Below are 20,653 nucleotides of genomic sequence, written 5' to 3' on the forward strand. Positions count from 1 at the left end.
GCCGCCGGATAGGTACACCGACCTCATGGCGAATATCTCAAGCAAGATCAATGAATTCCTGCACAGCTCGAAGACCCGAGAGATGGTCGACAAGGCCAAGGCCAAGGCCGCGGCCAACAAGTCCGAGAACCGGGCCAAGATCAAGCAGGTGCAGCAGAAGTTCACTAGCCGCACGCGGAGCCCCGGTCATCACGATGCCCCGGGTAGCCCCCCGCCCGCCGGCGGCCCGGCCACCGGCGCGACCCCGGGTCATCCGGGCGGCCACGACGCGGAGCACGGCTACGGTGAGCGCCCCTCCGCCGGCTCCGGGGCTGACTCCGGGGCCGACTCCGGCCACGGCGAGCGCCCGACCGGGTCCGGCGGTTACGGCGAGCGGCCGTCCAGTGAGTACGACGCGGAAGTCCCGGGTTCCGGTCCGGCCGACGCCGGTGGTCGTTCCGGCTACTGATCGTCCGGCCGTTCGACCCCGGACGTCCCGGTGTCGGCCTCAGGCGACGCGGCCCGGCACCGGGACCCAGGTCGTACCATCGCGGCATGAGCCTTGTGGATGCCGACGGCGAAACTGCGGTGGGTCGGGGCGACGGCGGCGGTGACGGTGAGATCCGGTCGATCCTGGACCGGGCCGCCGAGGGCGGCCGCATCTCGCCCAAGGAGGCACTGCTCCTCTACACCCGGGCCCCCCTGCACGCACTCGGCAAGGCGGCAGACACGGTGCGCCGCCGCCGGTATCCCGACGGCATCGCCACCTACATCATCGACCGTAACATCAACTACACGAACATCTGCGTGACGGCCTGCCGGTTCTGCGCGTTCTACCGGGCGCCGAAGCACGCTGAGGGCTGGGTCCGCGATGTCGACGACATCGTCGCCAAGTGCGGCGAGGCCGTGGAGCTCGGGGCCACCCAGATCATGCTGCAGGGTGGCCACAATCCCGACTTCGGCATCGAGTGGTACGAGCAGGTGTTCGGCGCGATCAAGGCGGCCTACCCGCAGCTCGCCCTGCATTCGCTGGGCGCCAGCGAGGTCGTGCACATCGCCCGCACGTCCGGCCTGACCTTCCCCGAGGTCATCACCCGGCTGCGCGATGCGGGCCTGGACAGCTTCGCTGGCGCCGGCGCGGAGATCCTCACCGAACGCCCCCGGCACGCCATCGCCCCGCTCAAGGAGCCCGGCCACGTCTGGCTGTCGGTGATGGAGACCGCGCACACCCTCGGCCTGGAATCGACCGCCACGTTCATGATAGGCACCGGAGAGACGAACGCCGAGCGCATCGAGCACCTGCGAATGATCCGGGATGTGCAGGATCGCACCGGCGGCTTCCGCTCGTTCATCCCGTGGACGTACCAGCCGGAGAACAACCATCTCGGCGGGCGCACCCAGGCCACGAGGCTGGAGTACCTGCGCCTCGTCGCCGTCGCCCGGCTGTTCTTCGACAACATCGCCCACCTGCAGGGCTCGTGGCTGACGACCGGCGAGGAGGTCGGCCAGCTCACCCTGCACATGGGCGCCGACGACCTCGGTTCGGTGATGCTGGAGGAGAACGTCGTCTCCTCCGCCGGCGCCCGTCACCGCACCAACCGCTCCGAGCTCATCTCCCTGATCCGTACCGCCGGCCGCATTCCCGCGCAGCGCGACACCCTCTACCGACATCTCGTCGTCCACCGCGACCCGGCGCAGGACCCGACCGATGACCGCGTTGCCTCGCACTTCTCCTCCACCGTCCTACCGCTTGTCTCGGCCACCTGAGCCGGCTGCTTCGAGGTTTCCGGCCGGCGCCTTCTGGCGGACGATCAGGAACGCCCGCTTCGAGGCCGGCGATCTTGATCCCGCTACGATCCGGGGTGTCGGCAGGCTTCCCGTCGACGCCCCGCTCTCCAAACGGGTCCGGCCTGCGCCGCCACGGACGGGACGCCATAGATTGGCCCGATGAGCGAGTCCGCCGAGTCTCCGGCCCTGGTCCCGGCGGCGACTGGGCCGAAGATCGAGCTGCATGTCCACCTGGAGGGGACGGTCCGCCCGGCGACGCTGCTGGAGATGGCGCGGCGTAACGAGGAGGCGTTGCCGTCGCGGACGGTCGAAGGCCTCACGGAGCTGTACCGCTTCCGCGACTTCAACCATTTCATCCAGGTCTGGGTCATGACGACGCACGTGATGCGGACCGAGGCCGACTTCCGCCAGATCGTCGTCGACTACGCCGCCGAGGCGGCCGCGCACGGGGCCGTCTACCTGGAGGGCATCTTTTCGCCCTGGTTCCGCGTCCAGCGCGGCGTCCGCGTCGAGGAGATCTTCAACGGCTACGCCGACGGGGCGGCCGAGGCCCGGGAGCGCTACGGCGTCGAGGTGCGCCTGACCCCGGACATCGACCGGGTGCTGCCCGTCGAGGCGGCCACCGAGGTGGCCCGCTGGGCGGCGCGTTTCGCCGAGCGTGGCGTCGTCGGCCTCGGGCTCGGCGGCCCGGAGGTCGGCCATCCGCCGGAGCCGTTCGCGCCCGCGTTCGCCCTGGCCGCGGACGCCGGGCTCGCCGCGGTGCCGCACGCGGGGGAGACCGACGGCCCGGCGTCCATCCGCGGCGCGCTCGACGCGCTCGGCGCCCGGCGGATCCGCCACGGCATCCGCGCGGTCGAGGACCCGGTGCTGCTGCGCCGCCTGGCCGACGAGGGGATCGTGCTCGACGTGTGCCCGGTGTCGAACCTGCGGACCAGCTCGGTGCCCCGACTGCGTGACCATCCGTTGCTCGCGTTGCAGGCCGCCGGGGTGGCCTGTTCACTGGCCACCGACGACCCGGCGATGTTCGGCACCGATCTCGGCGTCGAGCACGCCGTCGCCGCCGGGATCGGCGCCCGCGCCCGCGACCTGTACGCGGCCGGCGTCGCCGGGGCGCTGTGCGACGAGGCGACCCGCGACCGGCTGCGCAGCCTCGGTGCGGCCACCGACTGGGACGACGCGGAGAACGCGGCCCGTGCCGCCGCCCAGACGGCCCTCGCCCAGTTCGGCAGCGGGCCCCCCGACGGGGGACCGGCCGATGACTGATCGGCAGGGTGTGGATCGGCACGGCGTAGATCGGCACGGCGTAGATCGGCACGGTGGATCGGCAGGGTGTGGATCGGCACGGTGTGGATCGGGGTCGACGACGGGAGGGCGCGCGGTGAGCAGGGCGAGGCTGGACAAGCGGCCGCAGGAGGTCGCGGCGATGTTCGACGGCGTGGCCGGGCGCTACGACCTGACGAACGCCGTGCTCTCCGGCGGCCTCGACCGGACGTGGCGGCGGGCCACCGCCGCCGCCCTCGACCTGCGTCCGGGCCTGCGGGTCCTCGACCTCGCCGCCGGCACGGCCACCTCCTCGCGGGCCTTTGCCGAGGCCGGTGCGGACGTCGTCGCCTGCGACTTCTCCCTCGGCATGCTGCGCGCCGGCCAGCGCCGCCTCGCCGAGAAGCCCCTGGCCACCGGGCCGCGGGTGGTGCTGACCGCCGGGGACGGGCTGCACCTGCCCTTCCCCGACGCTGTCTTCGACCGCACGACGATCTCGTTCGGGCTCCGTAACGTCGCCGACACCGTGCGCTGCCTCAGTGAGCTACGTCGCGTCACTCGGCCGGGCGGCTCGCTCGTCGTCTGCGAGTTCTCCCGGCCGGTGTGGGGGCCCTGGCGGACCGTCTACCTCGAGTACCTGATGCGGGCGCTGCCGAAGGTGGCGCGCACGGTTAGCAGCAGTCCGGACTCCTACGTCTACCTGGCCGAGTCGATCCGGGCGTGGCCCGCCCAGGCCGTGCTCGCCGACCTGCTGCGCGAGGCCGGCTGGTCGCGCGTCACCTGGCGTAACCTCACCGGCGGCGTCGTCGTCCTCCACCGCGGCCACGTCCCCGACTGATCGACGCCGGCCGTGGCCCTAGCTCAGCCGGGTAGGTGCGACTCGACCCAGGTCAGGGTGCGTGACCAGGCATCGCGGGCCGATGCCGGGTGGTGGGACGCGGGGCGGGCGTCGTTGTGGAAGCCGTGCCCGGCCTCGGGATAGCGGATGATCTCGGTGGGCACGGGGGCCGCGGACGTCGCGACCCGCAGCGCCTCGACGTCCTCGACGGGGATGCTCGGGTCCTGGTCGCCGTACAGGCCGAGCCACGGCGCCTGCAGCCGCCCGGCGATCTCCAACGGGCTCGGCTCACCGAAGCTCCGGGTGCGGATCCCGTCGCCGTAGAACGTGATCGCCGCGCCGAACGGGCGGGCCACCGCGGCCTGGAAGGCGATGCTCCCGCCCAGGCAGAAGCCGACGACGGCGCAGCGGTCCAGCGCCGTCCCCTCCTCGGCGAGGAGGGGACGGCGCGGCGTCGACGTCGTCCAGCAGGTCCGTGCCGTCAAGGTCCTCGACTACTTTGATCGCCGAGGCGACGTCGTCGTAGGCGAAGACCGGCGAGCCGACGCGGTGGAACAGGTCGGGCGCGATCGCCCGCCAGCCGGCCAGGGCGAAGCGGCTACACAGTCCCTGCACATGTTCGGTGAGGCCGAACGCCTCGTGCAGGATGATGACGCCGCCGCGCGCGGGTCCGGCGGGTTCGGCGAGCGTCGCCGGGGCAGGCCCATCGGCGGTGGGGAGGACGACGGTCTCTTCGGTCATCGGATCTCTCGATTCGGAACAATGTCGCGGCGGATAGCCGGGTTCGTGCTGGATAGCCGGGTTCGTGCGGGATTGCAGTGGTTGGGCACGGGGCTGAGTCGATCGTGGCGCGCCCGTGCCGACACGTCTGATGCTATTGGTCGGATTTAGGAAACTTTGCGGCTTTTCGGGGTTAGATGACACGGCGTAGTCGAGGCGGCATGCGCTCGGGCTGGCGGTTGCGCGGGTCGGGTCAGGTTAGGTCGGGTCAGTCAGATCGGGCCGGATCGGGTCGGAATGTCGTGGCCGCCAGGTCGGGGTGGTCCCTTCCGGCTGGGGGTCGCCCACCTGGGCCGGTCGAGACCGCCCGTTCGGGCGGCGCGGTCTGGTCCGGAGGTGCCCCGCGCGGGCCGGTGGCACCGGTCCGAAGCAGCCGCCGCCCGCGGACGAGCGCCGCGTTTCGGGCGGCCAGCGGGGAACTACCCCGCACTGGCGGTGATCCCACCCGGTGGGAAGAAGGTGCCATGGGCCATTTCCGACCGTGGGCTGCATGTAGTGACCGAATTGCGATGCGTGACACGCCGGAGGGGCGGAAGTGGGTGCCATGCGCGCGACCAGCAGTCATGCAAGGAGAGGGGTCGGCATTATACGCTCGTCTAGAAGTTGCGTCAGAACGCTGCGGCGGGTCCGCGCGGGCCGGGAGGTGGAAACGGTCGCTCACGGTGGTCATTGAGTGCGCGAAGTCGACTCGTCCGGTCTTCAGAGCATCCTGGTTGGTGCGATTGGCCAGCGTAGGGCCTACACTCGCCGAGGACGCTCGTGAAGAATTTCACGAGCACTCAAGCGGAGGGTTCCGGCCGGGAGTGCTCCCGGGACGGGTGGTCGAGCAGATCCGGAGCAATGGGTGGCCATGGCGACGACAAGGACTGACGGCGCGGGCGGTGGGTCGACGACCGACGCTGACGTCATCGTGGTCGGCGCCGGCCCCGGTGGTTCGTCCGCCGCCTACCACCTGGCCAGCACCGGGTTGGACGTCCTGTTGGTCGAGAAGACGACCTTCCCGCGCGAGAAGGTCTGCGGCGACGGGCTGACTCCGCGCGCCGTGCGCAGCCTCGTCGAGATGGGCATCGACACCTCGCCCGCCGCCGGCTGGGCGCGCAACAAGGGCCTGCGCATCGTCGGCGGTGGCGTGCGGATGGAGCTGCCCTGGCCGGACCTGGCCAGCTGGCCAGGCTACGGCCTCGTCCGCCCCCGGCTGGACTTCGACGACCTGCTCGTCCGGCACGCGGTGAAGGCCGGCGCCCGGCTGCAGGAGGGCACGGCCGTCACCGGCCCGCTGATCGACGAGCGCACCGGCCGGGTCGTCGGCGTCCTGGCGCGCACCGGGCCCGACCGGGAGCCGGTGACCTATCGCGCGCCGCTGATTATCGCTGCGGACGGTAACAGCGCCCGGATCGCGTTGGCGCTCGGCATCCGTCGCCGCGAGGACCGTCCGCTCGGCGTCGCGGTCCGTCGCTACTACCGCAGCCCGCTCACCAACGACGACCATCTCGAGTCCCATCTCGAGCTGTGGGAGGGCCGGCCGCGCGAGAGCTGCCTGCTTCCCGGCTACGGCTGGATCTTCGGCGTCGGCGACGGCACCAGCAACGTCGGTCTCGGTCTGCTGAACACCACCGACGCCTTTCAGCACACCAACTACGCCGACCTGCTGCGCCGCTGGCTCGGCGCGCTGCCGCCCGAGTGGGGGTTCACCGAGGACAACGCGATCGGTCCGGTGCGCGGCAGCGCCCTGCCCATGGGCTTCAACCGCACCCCGCACTACCGCGACGGCGTGCTGCTCGTCGGCGACGCCGGCGGCATGGTCAACCCGTTCAACGGCGAGGGCATCGCCTACGCGCTGGAGTCGGGCCGGTACGCTGCCGAGGTCGCCGTGCAGGCCCTCGCCCGTGCCGAGGGGCCCGCCCGGGAACGCGCCCTCGGACACTACCCGGCGATAATCCGCACCCAGTACGGCGGGTATTACACTCTTGGCCGATACTTCGTCCAGCTCATCGGGAATCCGACCATAATGGCGCTCGGGACGAAGTACGGGCTGCCACGGCCGATGCTCATGCGTTTCGTTCTCAAGATCATGGCAAATCTCACCGACCCCCGGGGAGGGGATGCGATGGACCGGTTGATCAACGCAATGACCCGGCTCGCTCCCGCGGCCTGACGTGTTATTCGGGTCGATCCGGCGGCGTGCCGCATGGACCGGATCGACGGCTTTACGGTATATCGAACATGGCGGCGTCGGTGCTGGTGGGCCGGCGTCGGGGCGGAGTTTGACCAGCCGTCGCGGCACGCCCGGCCCGCCACCTTCTTTGCGGACAGGACTGTGGGCACGACCCGCCATCGGTTCGGCTCTCGGGGGGAGCCGGCGGGAAGGTGCAGTCGAGGCGGCGAAGTACCACCAGGCCGGGGGATCCGGGCCGGGATTAGATGAGGGCGCCCCGCTTCCGGGCGCCGTGACCAGTGGCGATAGACGTGACGAACACCGAGCGCGGATCGTTCGCGGTCCGTTCACCGGAAAGCCTTCCTCATAACATCCGGTAACACTCTTTCGAAGGAGAGGAGTTCGGCATGCTCTCGAACTACGTGCCGATCCTCGTTCTGCTGGCGATCGCGAGCCTGTTCGCGGTCGGTTCCGTCGCGGCGGGCGCGGTCATCGGCCCCCGCCGGTTCAACCGTGCGAAGATCGACGCCTACGAGTGCGGGATCGAACCCTCTCCGGCTCCGGCCGGACCGCAGCGCTTCCCGGTGAAGTACTACAACACCGCGATGCTTTTCATCGTCTTCGACATCGAGATCATCTTCTTGTTCCCGTGGGCGGTCGCCTTCGACAGCCTCGCGGTTTTCGGCCTCGGTGCGATGGCACTGTTCATGGCGACGATCTTCGTCGCGTACGCCTACGAGTGGCGTCGTGGAGGTCTGGAATGGGACTAGAGGAGAAGCTACCCGGTGGTGTGCTCCTCGGCAGCGTCGAGAAGCTCGCCAACTGGTCCCGGCGGTCGTCGCTGTGGCCGGCGACCTTCGGGCTGGCCTGCTGTGCGATCGAGATGATGTCCACCGGCGCCGGCCGCTACGACCTGTCCCGGTTCGGCATGGAGGTCTTCCGGGCCAGCCCCCGCCAGGCCGACCTGATGATCGTCGCCGGCCGGGTGAGTCAGAAGATGGCGCCCGTGCTGCGGCAGATCTACGACCAGATGCCCGAGCCCAAGTGGGTGTTGTCGATGGGGGTCTGCGCCAGTAGCGGCGGCATGTTCAACAACTACGCGATCGTGCAGGGTGTCGACCACATCGTCCCCGTCGACATGTACCTGCCCGGCTGCCCGCCGCGGCCGGAGATGCTGATGGACGCCATCCTCAAGCTGCACGAGAAGATCCTCGCCGGCCCGGTCACCGGCAGGACCCTGCACACCGAGTCCGGCTCGTCGCCGTACCCGAAGCCGATCGACGTCGCCACCGCCCGCGCCGGGCTGCCCGCCGGTGAGCTCGACACCCGCACCCTGTCCGTCAACGACCGCAAGCACTTCCGGATCCCGGCTGGCGCGCCGGTCCCCACGGATCGCGGCGCCGTTGAACCCGCCCTGGACACCCGCCGGCCCGCCGCGATCGCCCCGTCGTCGGTGTTCGGCCGGACCAAGCGGATCCCCGTCGACGCCAAGCCCGTCGACGAGTCGCGGGCCCACGGCCCCGGCCCGAGCATCGCCGACATCGGAGCGACCGATGACACCCCCTGACGGCACGCCCCCTGACGGCAAAGCTCCCGCCGGCACGCCCTCCGAGGGCACCTCCTCCGCCGGCCGGGGCGCGAATGGCGGCACGTTCGACGAGCACGGGTCTGCCGCGAACGGCGTCGGCGAGCTGGTGGGCGGCGACGGCAACGGTCTGCGACCGGGACGGCGCCACGACGCATTCGGCGCCGGCGGGTCCGGCGACACCTCCGGGTTCGGCCGCCTCGTCGCCCCGGCCCCGGTGCTGGCCGCCAGCGAGCGGCCGTTCGGTGATCCGGACGCCGACGCGGTGTATGACGCGCTCGAACGCGTCTTCCCGCAGCTCGGCGACGCCGTCGAGCGGGCCGTCGTCGACCGCGGCGAGCTGACCCTGCACGTGCGCCGCGAGGGTCTGCCGGCGCTGGCGCAGACCCTGCGTGACGATCCGGGGCTGCGCTTCGAGCTGCTGTCGTCACTTTCCGGAGTGGACTACCCGGACGACGCCACCGGCCGCCGGCTGCACTCGGTGGTCCACCTGACCTCGATGACCTACCGCCGCCGGCTGCGCCTGGAGGTCTCCGTCGCCGACGCCGATCCCACGTTGCCGAGCCTGACCTCGGTGTGGCCCACCGCAGACTGGCACGAGCGGGAGGCCTACGACCTGTTCGGCATCGTCTACACCGGCCATCCCGGGCTGACCCGGATCATGATGCCGGACGACTGGATCGGGCACCCGCAGCGCAAGGATTACCCGCTGGGTGGCATCCCGGTCGACTACAAGGGCGCCACGGTCCCGCCGCCGGACGAGCGCCGGAGCTACTCGTGATCACACACCCGGCCCTGACCGGCCGCCTGCATCCCCGAGGCGACATCCGAGGTTCGCTATGACGCCCAGCAGCACGTCGACCCCGCACACATCGACCGCCCAGCCCACCGACGGCACCGCCCAGCCCACCGACGGGTCCTCGGCGTACGAGGCCGGGTTCACTGAGTCCGCCTCCGGGCGGGTCTACACCGTCACCGGCGGCGACTGGGAGGAGATCCTCGGCGCCGGTGAACAGGACGCCGAGCGCATCGTCGTCAACATGGGGCCGCAGCACCCCTCCACGCACGGAGTGCTGCGCATCGTGCTGGAGATCGAGGGCGAGACGGTCACCGAGACCCGGCTCGTCATTGGCTACCTGCACACCGGGATCGAGAAGAGCTGCGAATACCGTACCTGGACTCAGGCGGTCACCTTCCTCACCCGCGCGGACTACCTGTCTCCGCTGTACAACGAGGCGGCCTACTGCCTGTCCGTGGAGAAGCTGCTTGGCATCACCGACGACATCCCCGAGCGGGCCACCGTGATCCGGGTGCTGGTGATGGAGCTGCAGCGCATCGCCTCGCACCTGGTGTGGCTGGCCACCGGCGGCATGGAGCTCGGCGCCACCACCGCGATGATCTTCGGATTTCGGGAGCGGGAGAAGGTCCTCGACCTGCTGGAGCTCATCACCGGGCTGCGGATGAACCACGCCTTCATCCGCCCCGGCGGCCTGGCCCAGGACCTTCCGGACGGCGCGGAGCGGGCCATCCGGGAGTTCCTCGCCGACATGCCGAAGCGGATCCGCGAGTACCACCGGCTGCTGACGGGCCAGCCGATCTGGAAGGCGCGGATGGTCGACGTCAACGTCCTCGACGCCGCCGGCTGCATCGCGCTGGGTGTCACCGGGCCGGTGCTGCGTGCCGCGGGCCTCGCCTGGGACCTGCGCAAGACCATGCCCTACTGCGGCTACGAGACCTACGAGTTCGACGTGCCGACCGCGCTGGAGGCGGACTCCTTCGCCCGCTACCTGGTGCGGCTGGAGGAGATGGGTGAGTCTCTGAAGATCGTCGAGCAGTGCCTGGACCGACTGCGGCCGGGCCCGGTCATGGTCGCCGACAAGAAGATCGCCTGGCCGGCCCAGCTGTCGATCGGCGCCGACGGGATGGGCAACTCGCTGGCGTACATCCGCAGCATCATGGGGACCTCGATGGAGGCCCTCATCCACCACTTCAAGCTGGTCACCGAGGGTTTCCGGGTGCCGCCCGGCCAGGTCTACACGCAGATCGAGTCGCCCCGCGGCGAGCTGGGCTACCACGTGGTCAGCGACGGCGGCACGAGACCGTTCCGCGTCCATGTCCGTGACCCAAGCTTCGTCAACCTGCAGGCCGTCCCGGCACTGACCGAGGGCGGCCAGGTGGCGGATGTGATCGTCGGGGTCGCTTCGGTGGACCCGGTGCTGGGGGGAGTTGATCGGTGATGGCCTTCTCGCCCGAGACCCACGCCGCCGCGGCCGAGATCATTGCGCGGTACCCCGCCGGTCGGTCCCGTTCCGCGCTGCTGCCGCTGCTGCACCTGGTGCAGGCGGAGCAGGGCTGCGTGACGACCGAGGGGGTGTCGTTCTGCGCGGACACGCTCGGCCTCACCCAGGCGGAGGTCGGCGCGGTCGCGACCTTCTACACGATGTACAAGCGGCGGCCCGTCGGCGACTACCTCGTCTCGGTCTGCACGAACCTGTCCTGCGCGCTGCTCGGCGGCGACGAAGTCTACGCCCGGGTCGCCGAGCGCCTCGGCATCGGCCACGACGAGACGACCTCGGACGGCTCGATCACCCTCGAACACGCCGAGTGCCTCGCCGCCTGCGACTACGCGCCGGTGATGACGGTGAACTACGAGTTCTACGACCAGGTCGACCCCGACTCGGCGCAGGCGATCGTCGAGGGCCTGCAGGCCGGCGAGCGCCCCGCGCCGACCCGTGGCGGGCCGCTGTGTTCGTTCGCCGAGACGTCCCGCCAGCTCGCAGGGTTCGCCGACCCGCGCCCGGCGGGCGTCGCGGGACCGGGCGTCGGCGAGCCGTCGGTCGCCGGGCTGCTGCTCGCCGAGGCCACCGGCTGGCGGGCCGACCAGGCCCCCGCGCCGCTGGTAGCCGCCACGGCGCCCACCGCGGGCCGGGGCACCGGCCCCGCCGCCCCGGCCACGGCACCTCCGGCTCCGGCGGCACCTCCGGCTCCGGTTCCGGCCTCCTCCGAGCGGAAGGGGAACTGATCGATGCCTGTCACCCCGGTCCTCACCCGGCGCTGGAACACTCCGGAGTCGTGGACGATCGACACCTACCGTCGGCTCGACGGTTACGTCGCGCTGCGCACCGCGCTGGCCGGCGATCCCGACGACCTGATCAAGCTCATCAAGGACTCGGGGCTGCGCGGGCGCGGCGGCGCAGGCTTCCCCACCGGGATGAAGTGGGGCTTTATCCCGCAGGGCGACGGCCGGCCGCACTACCTCGTCATCAACGCCGACGAGAGCGAGCCCGGCACCTGCAAGGACGCCCCGCTGATGAAGGCCGACCCGCACTCACTCATCGAGGGCATCATCATCGCGGCGTACGCGGTGCGGGCCAGCCGGGCGTTCATCTACCTGCGCGGCGAGCTGATCCACGCCGGCCGCTGGCTGCGCGCCGCGGTCGCCGAGGCGTACGCCGCCGGCTACCTCGGCCGCGACATCCTCGGCAGCGGCTTCGACCTCGAGCTCGTCGTGCACTCCGGCGCCGGCGCCTACATCTGCGGCGAGGAGACGGCCCTGCTTGACTCGCTGGAGGGCCGGCGCGGCCAGCCGCGGCTGCGCCCGCCGTTCCCGGCGACGCACGGGCTGTACGTGTCCCCGACGGTCGTGAACAACGTCGAGACGATCGCGACCGTGCCCTACATCGTCAACTACGGCGTCGACTGGTTCCGCACGATGGGCCGGGAACGCGCCCCGGGCCCGAAGATCTTCAGCCTGTCCGGCCACGTGACCCGGCCCGGCCAGTACGAGGTCCCGATGGGCACCACCCTGCGCGAGTTGTTGGAGCTGGCCGGCGGGGTGCGCGGTGGGCGCGCGCTCAAGGCCTGGACACCGGGCGGGTCATCCACCCCGATGCTCACCGCGGAGCACCTCGACGCCCCGCTGGACTTCGAGGGCATGCAGGAAGCCGGATCGCTACTCGGCACCGCGGCACTGATGATCATGGATGACACGACGGACATGCTCCGGGTCGTCCGCCGGCTCACCCAGTTCTACGCCCACGAGTCGTGCGGCAAGTGCACCCCGTGCCGGGAGGGCACGAGCTGGCTGGTGCAGATCCTGTCCCGGCTGGAACGGGGCCAGGGCGACGCCGAGGACGTCGACACCCTCGTCGACGCCTGCGACAACATCTTCGGCCGGGCGTTCTGCGCGCTGGCCGACGGGGCCACCTCCCCGATCGTCTCGGGGATCAAGTACTTCCGGGACGAGTTCATCCCGGTGAGCGCGGTGACCACGAAGCCGGACCTCACCCCCAACGCCGCGGCCGGCAACGGCTCGGCCACCACCACCCCAGGCGCCTACGCGGGAGCGCACTGACCATGACCGTCGCCCCATCCCAGCCGGCCGCGCCGGCCGCCACGGATCTCGTCCCCCTCACCATCGACGGGTTGCCGGTCAGCGTCCCCAAGGGCACGCTGATCATCCGGGCGGCGGAGCTGCTCGGGATCGAGATCCCGCGGTTCTGCGACCATCCGCTGCTCGACCCGGTCGGCGCCTGCCGGCAGTGCATCGTCGAGGTGGAGGGCCAGCGCAAGCCCGTCGCCGCCTGCACGACGACCGTCACCGCCGACATGGTCGTCAAGACCCAGCTCACCTCGCCGGTGTCCCGCAAGGCCCAGGCCGGCAACATCGAGTTCCTGCTGCTCAACCACCCGCTGGACTGCCCGATCTGCGACAAGGGCGGCGAGTGCCCGCTGCAGAACCAGTCGATGGCCAACGGCGGCGCCGTCTCCCGGTTCAAGGAGGCCAAGCGGGCCTACCCGAAGCCGCTGGCGATCTCCACCGAGATTCTGCTCGACCGGGAACGCTGCGTGCTGTGCGCCCGCTGCACCCGGTTCTCCGCGCAGATCGCCGGGGACCCGTTCATCGAGCTGTTCGAGCGCGGCGCCGCCGAGCAGGTCGCGGTCAGCGATGGGCAGCCGTTCTCGTCCTACTTCTCCGGCAACACGGTGCAGATCTGCCCGGTCGGCGCGCTCACCAGCGCCGCCTACCGGTTCCGCGCCCGCCCGTTCGACCTGGTCTCGACGCCGACGGCGTGCGAGCACTGCGCCTCGGGATGCAGCCTGCGCACCGACCACCGGCGCGGGAAGGTGATGCGCCGCCTCGCCGGCGACGACCCGGCGGTCAACGAGGAGTGGAACTGCGACAAGGGCTGCTTCGCGTTCACCTACGCCCGGTCCGCCGACCGCCTGACCACCCCGCTGATCCGCGACGACGACACCGGGCAGCTCGTCGAGGCAACCTGGTCCGAGGCGCTGGAGTACGCCGCCCGAGGCCTGGCCGAATGCCGCGACCGGCACGGCGTCGGGGTGCTCGCCGGCGGCCGGCTGACCCGCGAGGACGCCTACGCCTACGCCAAGTTCACCCGGGTGGCGCTCGCCTCCAACGACGTGGACTTCCGCGCCCGGCCGCACTCGGCGGAGGAGGAGCAGTTCCTCGGTCACGCGGTCGCCGGCACCGGCATCGGGGTGACCTACGCCGACCTGGAGGCGGCGCCGGCGGTGCTGCTCGTCGCCTTCGAGCCGGAGGAGGAGTCGCCGATCATCTTCCTGCGGCTGCGTAAGGCCGCCGACAAGCACGCCACCGCCGTGCACGCGCTCGCCCCGCTGGTCACCCGCGGGCTCGCCAAGCTCGCCGGGACGCTGGTCACCACCGAGCCCGGTGCCGAGCCGGCCGTCCTCGATGCGCTTGCCGACGCCGGTCCCGCGGCGGGTGACACCGATCCGCTCGCCGCGACGGCCCGCGCCGTGCGCGCGCCCGGCGCGGTGATCCTCGTCGGCGAGCGGGCCGGCGAGTTCCCCGGAACGCTGTCCGCCGCCCTACGCCTCGCCGGCGCCACCGGCGCCGCGCTCGCCTGGGTGCCCCGCCGCGCCGGGGATCGCGGCGCCGTCTCCGCCGGGCTGCTGCCGTCGCTGCTGCCCGGCGGCCGTCCGGTCGCCGACCCCGCCGCCCGCGCCGAGGTCGAGGCGTTCTGGGGCGGCCGGCTGCTCGGCGTGCCCGGCCGCGACACCGCCGGCATCCTCGCCGCGGCCGCCGCCGGCCGCCTCGATGGGATCCTCGTCGCCGGGGTGGACGCCGAAGACCTGCCCGACCCCGCCGCGGCGCTGGCGGCGCTGGCCCGCGTGCCGTTCTGCGTGTCGGTCGAGATACGGCGCTCGGCCATCGCCGAAGTCGCCGACGTGGTGCTGCCGGTCGCGCCGGTGGCGGAGAAGGCCGGCTCGTTCGTCGACTGGGAGGGCCGGCTGCGGCCCTTCCAGCGGGCCCTGGACACCCCGGCGCTGCCCGACGTGCGCGTGCTGCACCTGCTCGCCGCCGAGATGGGCGTCGACCTGCGGCTGCCCGACACCGGCGCGGCCGCCCGCGAGCTGCGCGATGTCGGCCGGGCCGGCGCCGCAGTCACCCGGGTGCCCGCACCGAGCGATCCCGCCGAGCCCGCCAGCGTCCCCGGCCCAGGGGAGGCGGTGCTCGCCACCTGGCATCAGCTCGTCGACGACGGCGCCCTGCTCGCCGACGAGCCCTACCTCGCCGGCACCGCCCGACCCGCCCGCGTCCGCCTGTCCGTGGCGACCGCCACCGAGATCGGGGCGGCCGCCGGGGACCTGGTGACGGTGCGCAGCGGCCGCGGGTCGGTCACCCTGCCCTGCGAGCTCACCGCCATGCCCGACCGGGTCGTCTGGGTGCCCACCCACTCGCCCGGCTCGCACGTGCGCCGCTCGCTGGCCGCCCGTGCCGGCGTCGTCGTCCGGATCGCGGCCGGCGGCACCGCCGCGCCACCCGGGAGCGCCGCGCCGCCGGTGACACCCGCGCCGCGCACGGTCGACGACGAACCCGCCGGGGGCCGGCCATGAGCTCCACCGCCGCGATCGTGCTTGCCGCCCCGGTCGACCCGGACCTGTCCAGCTTCGGCGACGACCCGTTCTGGCTGATCCTGCTCAAGGGCGTCGCGGTCTTCGCCTTCCTGCTGCTGATGACGCTGTTCTCGATCGTGTTCGAGCGCAAGGTCGTCGCGAAGATGCAGCAGCGGGTCGGGCCGAACCGGCACGGCCCGAAGGGCTGGCTGCAGAGCCTCGCCGACGGCGCCAAGCTGATGCTCAAGGAAGACCTGATCCCGGCCCTCGCCGACAAGCCGATCTTCATTCTGGCGCCGATCCTCTCGGCGATCCCGGCGTTCCTGGCCTTCGCCGTGATCCCGTTCGGCCCGGAAGTGTCGATCTTCGGTGAGCGCACCACGCTCCAGCTCGCGGACCTGCCCGTCAGCGTGCTCTACATGCTCGCCGCCGCCTCGCTCGGGGTGTACGGGCTGATCCTGTCCGGCTGGTCGAGCGGGTCGACCTACCCGCTGCTCGGCTCGCTGCGCTCGGCGGCCCAGATCATCTCCTACGAGGTGGCGATGGGCCTGTCGTTCGTCGCGGTGTTCATGTACGCGGGCACGCTGTCGACGTCCGGGATCGTGGCGAGCCAGTCGGGCCGGTGGTACATCGCGCTGGTGCCGTCGTTCGTCCTGTACTGCATCTCGATGGTCGGTGAGACGAACCGGACGCCCTTCGACCTGCCCGAGGCCGAGGGGGAACTGGTCGGCGGTTTCCACACCGAGTACAGCTCGATCAAGTTCGCGTTCTTCTTCCTCGCCGAGTACATCAACATGGTCACCGTGTCGGCGATCGCGACCACGCTGTTCCTCGGCGGCTGGCAGCCGCCGCCGATCCCGGGCCTGTCCGGCCTGGACCACGGCTGGGTGCCGATGATCTGGTTCGTCCTGAAGCTGCTGCTGTTCCTGTTCTTCTTCATCTGGCTGCGCGGGACGCTGCCCCGGCTGCGCTACGACCAGTTCATGGCGTTCGGCTGGAAGGTGCTGATCCCGGTCGGCCTGCTGTGGGTCCTGATCATCGCCACCTTCCGCGTCTACCAGAAGGACGTCGACGACCGCACGCCGTGGCTGATCGGCGTCGGGGTGGTCATCGGCGTCATGCTGATCATCGCGCTTATCGATCCCGGTGGCGCGAAGCACCAGCGGGAGCTGGAGGAGGCCGAGCGCAGCAAGCTCGCGCAGGCGCCGAGCCTCGAAAGCATCCCGTGGCCGCCCCCGCCACCCGCCGGTGCGCGCAACCGTCCGGCGGTGCCCGCGGGCACCTCGGCCAACGGGTCGTCCACCGTCATTCCCGCGGATCCCCCTCCGCGTCAGGAGAGCTGAGTCATGGGCTTCTTCGACCCCTACAAGGGCTTCGGCGTCACCTTCTCGACGATGTTCAAGAAGCCGACGACGGAGCAGTACCCGGAGCAGAAGAAGGAGACCGCGCCCCGGTTCCACGGCCGTCACCAGCTCAACCGCCACCCGGACGGGCTGGAGAAGTGCGTCGGCTGCGAGCTGTGCGCCTGGGCCTGCCCGGCCGACGCCATCTACGTCGAGGGCGCCGACAACACCGAGACCGAGCGTTACTCGCCGGGGGAGCGGTACGGCAGCGTCTACCAGATCAACTATCTGCGCTGCATCCTGTGCGGGCTGTGCATCGAGGCGTGCCCGACCCGGGCGCTGACGATGTCGAACGACTACGAGCTCGCCGACGACAGCCGTCGCGATCTGATCTTCACCAAGGAACAGCTGCTCGCCCCGCTCGCCGCCGGCATGGAGTTGCCGCCGCACCCGATGCGGCTCGGCTCCAACGAGACCGACTACTACGTGCGTGACCCCGACGCCCCACTGCCCTGGCAGGTGACCGACGAGCAGCGTACTGCCGCCGGCAGTGCCGCCGCCGGCAGTACCGCCGACGACCGGGTCGCCGAGGTGCCCGCGCACGGCGCCGGTTCGGAACGGCCGCGATGACCCACGCGACCCTGCTCGCCGCCGCGGGCGAGATCACCAGCACCTCCACCGGCGAGGCCGCGGTGTTCTGGATCCTGGCGCCGATAGCGGTGCTGGCCGCGGTCGGGATGGTGCTGGTCCGCAGCGCCGTGCACTGCGCGCTGCTGCTGGTGGCGAACCTGTTCTGCGTCGCGGTGTTCTACATGGTCCAGCAGGCGCCGTTCCTCGGCTTCGCGCAGATCATCGTCTACGCGGGCGCGATCATGGTCCTGTTCCTGTTCGTGCTCATGCTCGTCGGCGTCGACTCGTCGGACTCGCTGGTGGAGACCATCCGCGGCCAGCGGCTCGGCGCGGCGATCTTCGGGCTTGGCTTCGCCGGGCTGCTGGTCTTCCCGATCGGCTCGGCCATCGACGGCGGCAGCGCCAAGGGCCTCGACAAGGCCAACGAGGGCGGCAACGTCCAGGCGATCGGTCGGCTGCTGTTCAGCAACTACGTCTTCGTTTTCGAGGCGATCTCCGCGCTGCTCGTCGTCGCCGCGATCGGGACGATGGTGCTCGGCCACCGCGAGCGCGAGGGGGGTCGGGTCGGCCAGCGGGAGTTGATGCGCCGCCGGTTCACCGAACCCGGACGCCGGGTCACCCCGCTGCCCGGACCCGGCGTCTTCGCCCGGCACGACTCGGCCGACACCCTCGGCCTGCTGCCCGGCGGCGGTCGCGCCTCCGGCATCGGCGGCATCCCCGGCATTCCCGGGACCACCGAGGAGTCGAGCGTCACGGACCTCCCCGGCGGTCGGGCGGCATCGGATACCCCGGGTGCTCCCGGCACCCCCGGGATGTCGGACGGGAGGCCGGGGTCGGCAGGTCCCGGCGGGCCGCCGGGATCCCGCGGGCCGGACAGACCGGGCGGGCCGGGGGGTAGCACGCCGAGCGCACCGGTACCCCCGGCGCCGACGGACGGCGCCGCGGCGGACAGCGGCGCGGGTGGAGCGGAACCGGTCGATGTGAACGGCTCGGCGCTGGCGGGCGCCGGTAAGGGGGAGGAGCGGTGAATCCCGCCAACTACCTGATCCTCTCGGCGCTGCTGTTCACCATCGGCACCGTCGGGGTCCTCGTCCGGCGCAACGCGATCGTCGTGTTCATGTCGATCGAACTCATGCTCAACGCCGTGAACCTGACTCTGGTCACGTTCTCCCGGATCAACGGCACCCTCGACGGCCAGATCATGGCGTTCTTCGTCATGGTCGTCGCCGCCGCCGAGGTCGTCATCGGTCTGGCCATCATCCTCAGCATCTTCCGCACCCGTCGCTCGGCGTCGGTGGACGACGTGAACCTGCTGAAGTACTGACCTGCGACCCAGCGGCCGCGGCGCCTGGAGCGGTCATGGAAGAACGGACGAGACTGCAGTGACGCTTTATCGCCAACGACGCACCGTGGCGGGGTCGCGGTGAGGGTCGACCCGGTTCTGCTTGCGGCGACCGAACCCGGCAGCCAGCCGATCCACTACGCCGCCGCCTCCGGGGTGTTCTCGCTGTCCTGGCTGGTCATCGTGCTGCCGCTGGCCGGCGCCGCGGTGCTGCTGCTCGGGGGGCGGCGCACCGACCGGGTCGGCCACATCATCGGGACACTTACGGCGGCGGCGAGCTTTGTGCTCGGCCTGGTGCTGTTCGCCACCCTGCTCGGCCGGGACGGGGACGACCGGGCGCTGTCGCAGCACCTGTACTCCTGGATCCCGGTGAACGGCTTCGGAGTGGACGTCGGCCTGCTCGTCGACCAGCTCTCGATCGTGTTCGTGCTGCTCATCACCGGCGTCGGCACGCTGATCCATATCTACTCGATCGGCTACATGGCGCACGACCCGAACAGGCGCAAGTTCTTCGCCTACATGAACCTGTTCCTGGCATCGATGCTGCTGCTCGTCCTGGGCAACAACTTCCTGTCGCTCTACGCCGGCTGGGAGCTCGTCGGCCTGTCGTCGTACCTGCTCATCAAGTTCTGGGAGGACCGACCGGCCGCGGCCACCGCGGCGAACAAGGCCTTCTACATGAACCGGGTCGGTGACGTCGGCCTCGCCCTGGCGATCATGTTCATGTTCGCCACCGTCGGCTCGACCAGCTATGCGGACGTGTTCGGCGCCGCCGCCGCGGGCGTCATCGGTTACGGAACCCTGACCGCCATCGCGCTGCTGCTCCTGCTCGGCGCGTGCGGCAAGTCCGGCCAGTTCCCGTTGCAGGCGTGGCTGCCGGACGCGATGGAAGGCCCCACCCCGATCTCCGCGCTCATCCACGCGGCGACCATGGTCACCGCCGGGGTGTACCTGATCGTCCGGGACGGGCCGATCTTCGACGGGACGCAGGCGGCGCGCACGGTCGTCGTCATCATCGGCGCCGCGACGATCCTCATCGGCTGCGTCATCGGCTGCGCCTACGACGACATCAAGAAGGTGCTGGCCTACTCGACCGTCAGTCAGATCGGCTACATGTTCCTCGCGGTGGGCCTGGGGCCCGCGGGCTACGCGCTGGGCATCATGCACCTGGTCGCCCACGGCTTCTTCAAGGCCGGCCTGTTCCTCGGCGCCGGGTCGGTGATCCACGGGATGGACGACGACCAGGACCTGCGCCACTACGGCGGGCTGTGGCGGTACATGCCGATCACCTGGGTGACCTTCGGCCTCGGCTACCTGGCCATCATCGGCTTCCCGGGGCTGTCCGGGTTCTTCACCAAGGACCGCATCATCGAGACCGCCTTCGACAAGGGCGGGACATCCGGTTACCTGCTCGGTTCGATCGCGCTGCTCGGCGCGGGCATCACCGCGTTCTACATGACCCGGCTGTTCCTGATGACCTTCCACGGCAAGCCGCGGTGGTCGTCGGAGGGGCCGGCGGCGAAGCACCCGCACGAGTCGCCGGTGTCGATGACCGGGCCGATGGTCGTGCTGGCCGTCGGCTCGGTGTTCGCCGGCGGCCTGTTCGTCCTTGGCCACTCGTTGCAGGACTGGCTCGAACCGGTCGCCGGGACGGGTGTCGAGGGCGTGCACACGTTCTCCCCGGTCGTGCTCACCCTGCTCACCCTGGTGGTGACCGCGGGCGGTTTCGCCGGCGCCTACCTGCGCTATCAGCTGCGGCCGGTCGAGTCCGTGGCGCGGCCGGACACCGAGGTCAGCCTGGTCACCTTCGCCGCCCGGCACGACCTGTTCGCGAACACGTTCAACGAGACCGTCGCCATGCGTCCCGGCCAGTACCTGACCCGCTTCCTGGTCTGGCTGGACCTCGTCGGCATCGACGGGCTCGTGCGGGGCAGCGCTGCCGCCATCGGCGGGCTGTCCGGGCGGATGCGCCGCCTGCAGACCGGCTTCGTCCGGTCCTACGCTCTGTCGATGTTGGGAGGTGCCGTCCTCGTGGTCGGCGCACTGCTGCTGGTGAGGGCGGGCTGAC

At 71.2% G+C, this 20,653-nt stretch carries 19 protein-coding genes; 17 read left to right on the top strand and 2 right to left on the bottom strand.

The features are described 5' to 3' along the window. The first annotated feature begins 25 nt into the window (after positions 1–25). The 4 genes from G6R25_RS00885 (at position 26) to G6R25_RS00900 (ending at position 3,865) form a co-directional block, all read left to right on the top strand. Complete coding sequence (locus G6R25_RS00885; protein WP_163551267.1) at positions 26–448, top strand: hypothetical protein; 423 nt, start codon at positions 26–28, stop codon at positions 446–448. An 86-nt stretch (positions 449–534) separates the two neighbouring features. After that, positions 535–1,746 carry a cyclic dehypoxanthinyl futalosine synthase gene (gene mqnC, locus G6R25_RS00890; RefSeq protein WP_163551268.1) on the top strand — a complete coding sequence of 404 codons (1,212 nt, stop codon included), beginning with the start codon at positions 535–537 and terminating at the stop codon, positions 1,744–1,746. Between the two features lie 180 nt (positions 1,747–1,926). Next, positions 1,927–3,030 (top strand): adenosine deaminase, encoded by a 1,104-nt coding sequence (gene add, locus G6R25_RS00895; protein WP_163551269.1) that lies wholly within the window; start codon positions 1,927–1,929, stop codon positions 3,028–3,030. 115 nt (positions 3,031–3,145) lie between these two features. Continuing rightward, the gene (locus tag G6R25_RS00900; protein ID WP_163551270.1) at positions 3,146–3,865 is read left to right on the top strand and encodes a demethylmenaquinone methyltransferase; all 720 of its coding nucleotides are present in this window, start codon (positions 3,146–3,148) and stop codon (positions 3,863–3,865) included. Between the two features lie 23 nt (positions 3,866–3,888). Here G6R25_RS00900 and G6R25_RS31150 read toward each other — a convergent pair whose 3' ends face one another. Both G6R25_RS31150 and G6R25_RS31155 read right to left on the bottom strand, forming a co-directional pair. After that, the gene (locus G6R25_RS31150) at positions 3,889–4,251 is read right to left on the bottom strand and encodes a dienelactone hydrolase family protein (RefSeq protein ID WP_268904071.1); all 363 of its coding nucleotides are present in this window, start codon (positions 4,249–4,251) and stop codon (positions 3,889–3,891) included. Further along, positions 4,154–4,606, bottom strand: coding sequence for a dienelactone hydrolase family protein (locus G6R25_RS31155; protein ID WP_268904070.1), 453 nt, complete (start codon positions 4,604–4,606; stop codon positions 4,154–4,156). Before G6R25_RS31155 ends, G6R25_RS31150 begins: the two co-directional genes overlap by 98 nt. Before the next feature lie 889 nt (positions 4,607–5,495). Here G6R25_RS31155 and G6R25_RS00910 point away from each other — a divergent pair. The 13 genes from G6R25_RS00910 (at position 5,496) to nuoL (ending at position 20,652) form a co-directional block, all read left to right on the top strand. Further along, positions 5,496–6,800: a geranylgeranyl reductase family protein gene (locus tag G6R25_RS00910; protein ID WP_205446766.1), complete on the top strand. Its 1,305-nt coding sequence runs from the start codon at positions 5,496–5,498 to the stop codon at positions 6,798–6,800. Between the two features lie 407 nt (positions 6,801–7,207). Continuing rightward, the gene (locus G6R25_RS00915) at positions 7,208–7,570 is read left to right on the top strand and encodes an NADH-quinone oxidoreductase subunit A (RefSeq protein ID WP_136447586.1); all 363 of its coding nucleotides are present in this window, start codon (positions 7,208–7,210) and stop codon (positions 7,568–7,570) included. Beyond that, entirely contained in the window at positions 7,561–8,367 is an 807-nt protein-coding gene (locus G6R25_RS30010) for a NuoB/complex I 20 kDa subunit family protein (RefSeq protein WP_163551272.1), read from the top strand. The genes G6R25_RS00915 and G6R25_RS30010 overlap by 10 nt, the downstream gene beginning before the upstream one ends. Further along, positions 8,354–9,166, top strand: a complete 813-nt coding sequence (locus tag G6R25_RS00925) for an NADH-quinone oxidoreductase subunit C (RefSeq protein ID WP_235947046.1) — start codon at positions 8,354–8,356, stop codon at positions 9,164–9,166. Before G6R25_RS30010 ends, G6R25_RS00925 begins: the two co-directional genes overlap by 14 nt. Positions 9,167–9,224: 58 nt before the next feature. Next, positions 9,225–10,622, top strand: coding sequence for an NADH-quinone oxidoreductase subunit D (locus tag G6R25_RS00930; RefSeq protein ID WP_163551273.1), 1,398 nt, complete (start codon positions 9,225–9,227; stop codon positions 10,620–10,622). Next, positions 10,622–11,407, top strand: coding sequence for an NADH-quinone oxidoreductase subunit NuoE (gene nuoE / locus G6R25_RS00935; protein WP_163551303.1), 786 nt, complete (start codon positions 10,622–10,624; stop codon positions 11,405–11,407). The genes G6R25_RS00930 and nuoE overlap by 1 nt, the downstream gene beginning before the upstream one ends. Before the next feature lie 3 nt (positions 11,408–11,410). After that, the gene (nuoF, locus tag G6R25_RS00940) at positions 11,411–12,739 is read left to right on the top strand and encodes an NADH-quinone oxidoreductase subunit NuoF (protein WP_163551274.1); all 1,329 of its coding nucleotides are present in this window, start codon (positions 11,411–11,413) and stop codon (positions 12,737–12,739) included. Between the two features lie 2 nt (positions 12,740–12,741). Next, positions 12,742–15,270, top strand: coding sequence for an NADH-quinone oxidoreductase subunit G (locus G6R25_RS00945; RefSeq protein ID WP_163551275.1), 2,529 nt, complete (start codon positions 12,742–12,744; stop codon positions 15,268–15,270). Continuing rightward, complete coding sequence (nuoH, locus tag G6R25_RS00950) at positions 15,267–16,613, top strand: NADH-quinone oxidoreductase subunit NuoH (RefSeq protein ID WP_163551276.1); 1,347 nt, start codon at positions 15,267–15,269, stop codon at positions 16,611–16,613. The genes G6R25_RS00945 and nuoH overlap by 4 nt, the downstream gene beginning before the upstream one ends. Before the next feature lie 3 nt (positions 16,614–16,616). After that, positions 16,617–17,243, top strand: a complete 627-nt coding sequence (gene nuoI, locus G6R25_RS00955; protein ID WP_163551277.1) for an NADH-quinone oxidoreductase subunit NuoI — start codon at positions 16,617–16,619, stop codon at positions 17,241–17,243. Beyond that, a complete protein-coding gene (locus tag G6R25_RS00960) occupies positions 17,240–18,271 on the top strand; it encodes an NADH-quinone oxidoreductase subunit J (protein WP_163551278.1) in 1,032 nt (343 codons plus the stop codon). Before nuoI ends, G6R25_RS00960 begins: the two co-directional genes overlap by 4 nt. Continuing rightward, the gene (gene nuoK / locus G6R25_RS00965; RefSeq protein WP_044885129.1) at positions 18,268–18,567 is read left to right on the top strand and encodes an NADH-quinone oxidoreductase subunit NuoK; all 300 of its coding nucleotides are present in this window, start codon (positions 18,268–18,270) and stop codon (positions 18,565–18,567) included. Before G6R25_RS00960 ends, nuoK begins: the two co-directional genes overlap by 4 nt. 99 nt (positions 18,568–18,666) lie before the next feature. After that, positions 18,667–20,652, top strand: a complete 1,986-nt coding sequence (nuoL, locus tag G6R25_RS00970; protein WP_163551279.1) for an NADH-quinone oxidoreductase subunit L — start codon at positions 18,667–18,669, stop codon at positions 20,650–20,652. Position 20,653 lies beyond the last annotated feature (1 nt).

This window comes from Candidatus Frankia alpina (genome assembly GCF_902806485.1).
Classification (GTDB): Bacteria; Actinomycetota; Actinomycetes; order Frankiales; family Frankiaceae; genus Frankia; species Frankia alpina.

What these genes read in the sequence shown, in the direction of transcription:
- G6R25_RS00885 (WP_163551267.1), top strand. Translation starts at nt 26, where the DNA reads ATGGCGAATATCTCAAGCAAGATCAATGAATTCCTGCACAGCTCGAAG.
- mqnC (WP_163551268.1), top strand. Translation starts at nt 535, where the DNA reads ATGAGCCTTGTGGATGCCGACGGCGAAACTGCGGTGGGTCGGGGCGAC.
- add (WP_163551269.1), top strand. Translation starts at nt 1,927, where the DNA reads ATGAGCGAGTCCGCCGAGTCTCCGGCCCTGGTCCCGGCGGCGACTGGG.
- G6R25_RS31155 (WP_268904070.1), bottom strand. Translation starts at nt 4,606, where the DNA reads ATGACCGAAGAGACCGTCGTCCTCCCCACCGCCGATGGGCCTGCCCCG.
- G6R25_RS00910 (WP_205446766.1), top strand. Translation starts at nt 5,496, where the DNA reads ATGGCGACGACAAGGACTGACGGCGCGGGCGGTGGGTCGACGACCGAC.
- G6R25_RS00915 (WP_136447586.1), top strand. Translation starts at nt 7,208, where the DNA reads ATGCTCTCGAACTACGTGCCGATCCTCGTTCTGCTGGCGATCGCGAGC.
- G6R25_RS30010 (WP_163551272.1), top strand. Translation starts at nt 7,561, where the DNA reads ATGGGACTAGAGGAGAAGCTACCCGGTGGTGTGCTCCTCGGCAGCGTC.
- G6R25_RS00925 (WP_235947046.1), top strand. Translation starts at nt 8,354, where the DNA reads ATGACACCCCCTGACGGCACGCCCCCTGACGGCAAAGCTCCCGCCGGC.
- G6R25_RS00930 (WP_163551273.1), top strand. Translation starts at nt 9,225, where the DNA reads ATGACGCCCAGCAGCACGTCGACCCCGCACACATCGACCGCCCAGCCC.
- nuoE (WP_163551303.1), top strand. Translation starts at nt 10,622, where the DNA reads ATGGCCTTCTCGCCCGAGACCCACGCCGCCGCGGCCGAGATCATTGCG.
- nuoF (WP_163551274.1), top strand. Translation starts at nt 11,411, where the DNA reads ATGCCTGTCACCCCGGTCCTCACCCGGCGCTGGAACACTCCGGAGTCG.
- G6R25_RS00945 (WP_163551275.1), top strand. Translation starts at nt 12,742, where the DNA reads ATGACCGTCGCCCCATCCCAGCCGGCCGCGCCGGCCGCCACGGATCTC.
- nuoH (WP_163551276.1), top strand. Translation starts at nt 15,267, where the DNA reads ATGAGCTCCACCGCCGCGATCGTGCTTGCCGCCCCGGTCGACCCGGAC.
- nuoI (WP_163551277.1), top strand. Translation starts at nt 16,617, where the DNA reads ATGGGCTTCTTCGACCCCTACAAGGGCTTCGGCGTCACCTTCTCGACG.
- G6R25_RS00960 (WP_163551278.1), top strand. Translation starts at nt 17,240, where the DNA reads ATGACCCACGCGACCCTGCTCGCCGCCGCGGGCGAGATCACCAGCACC.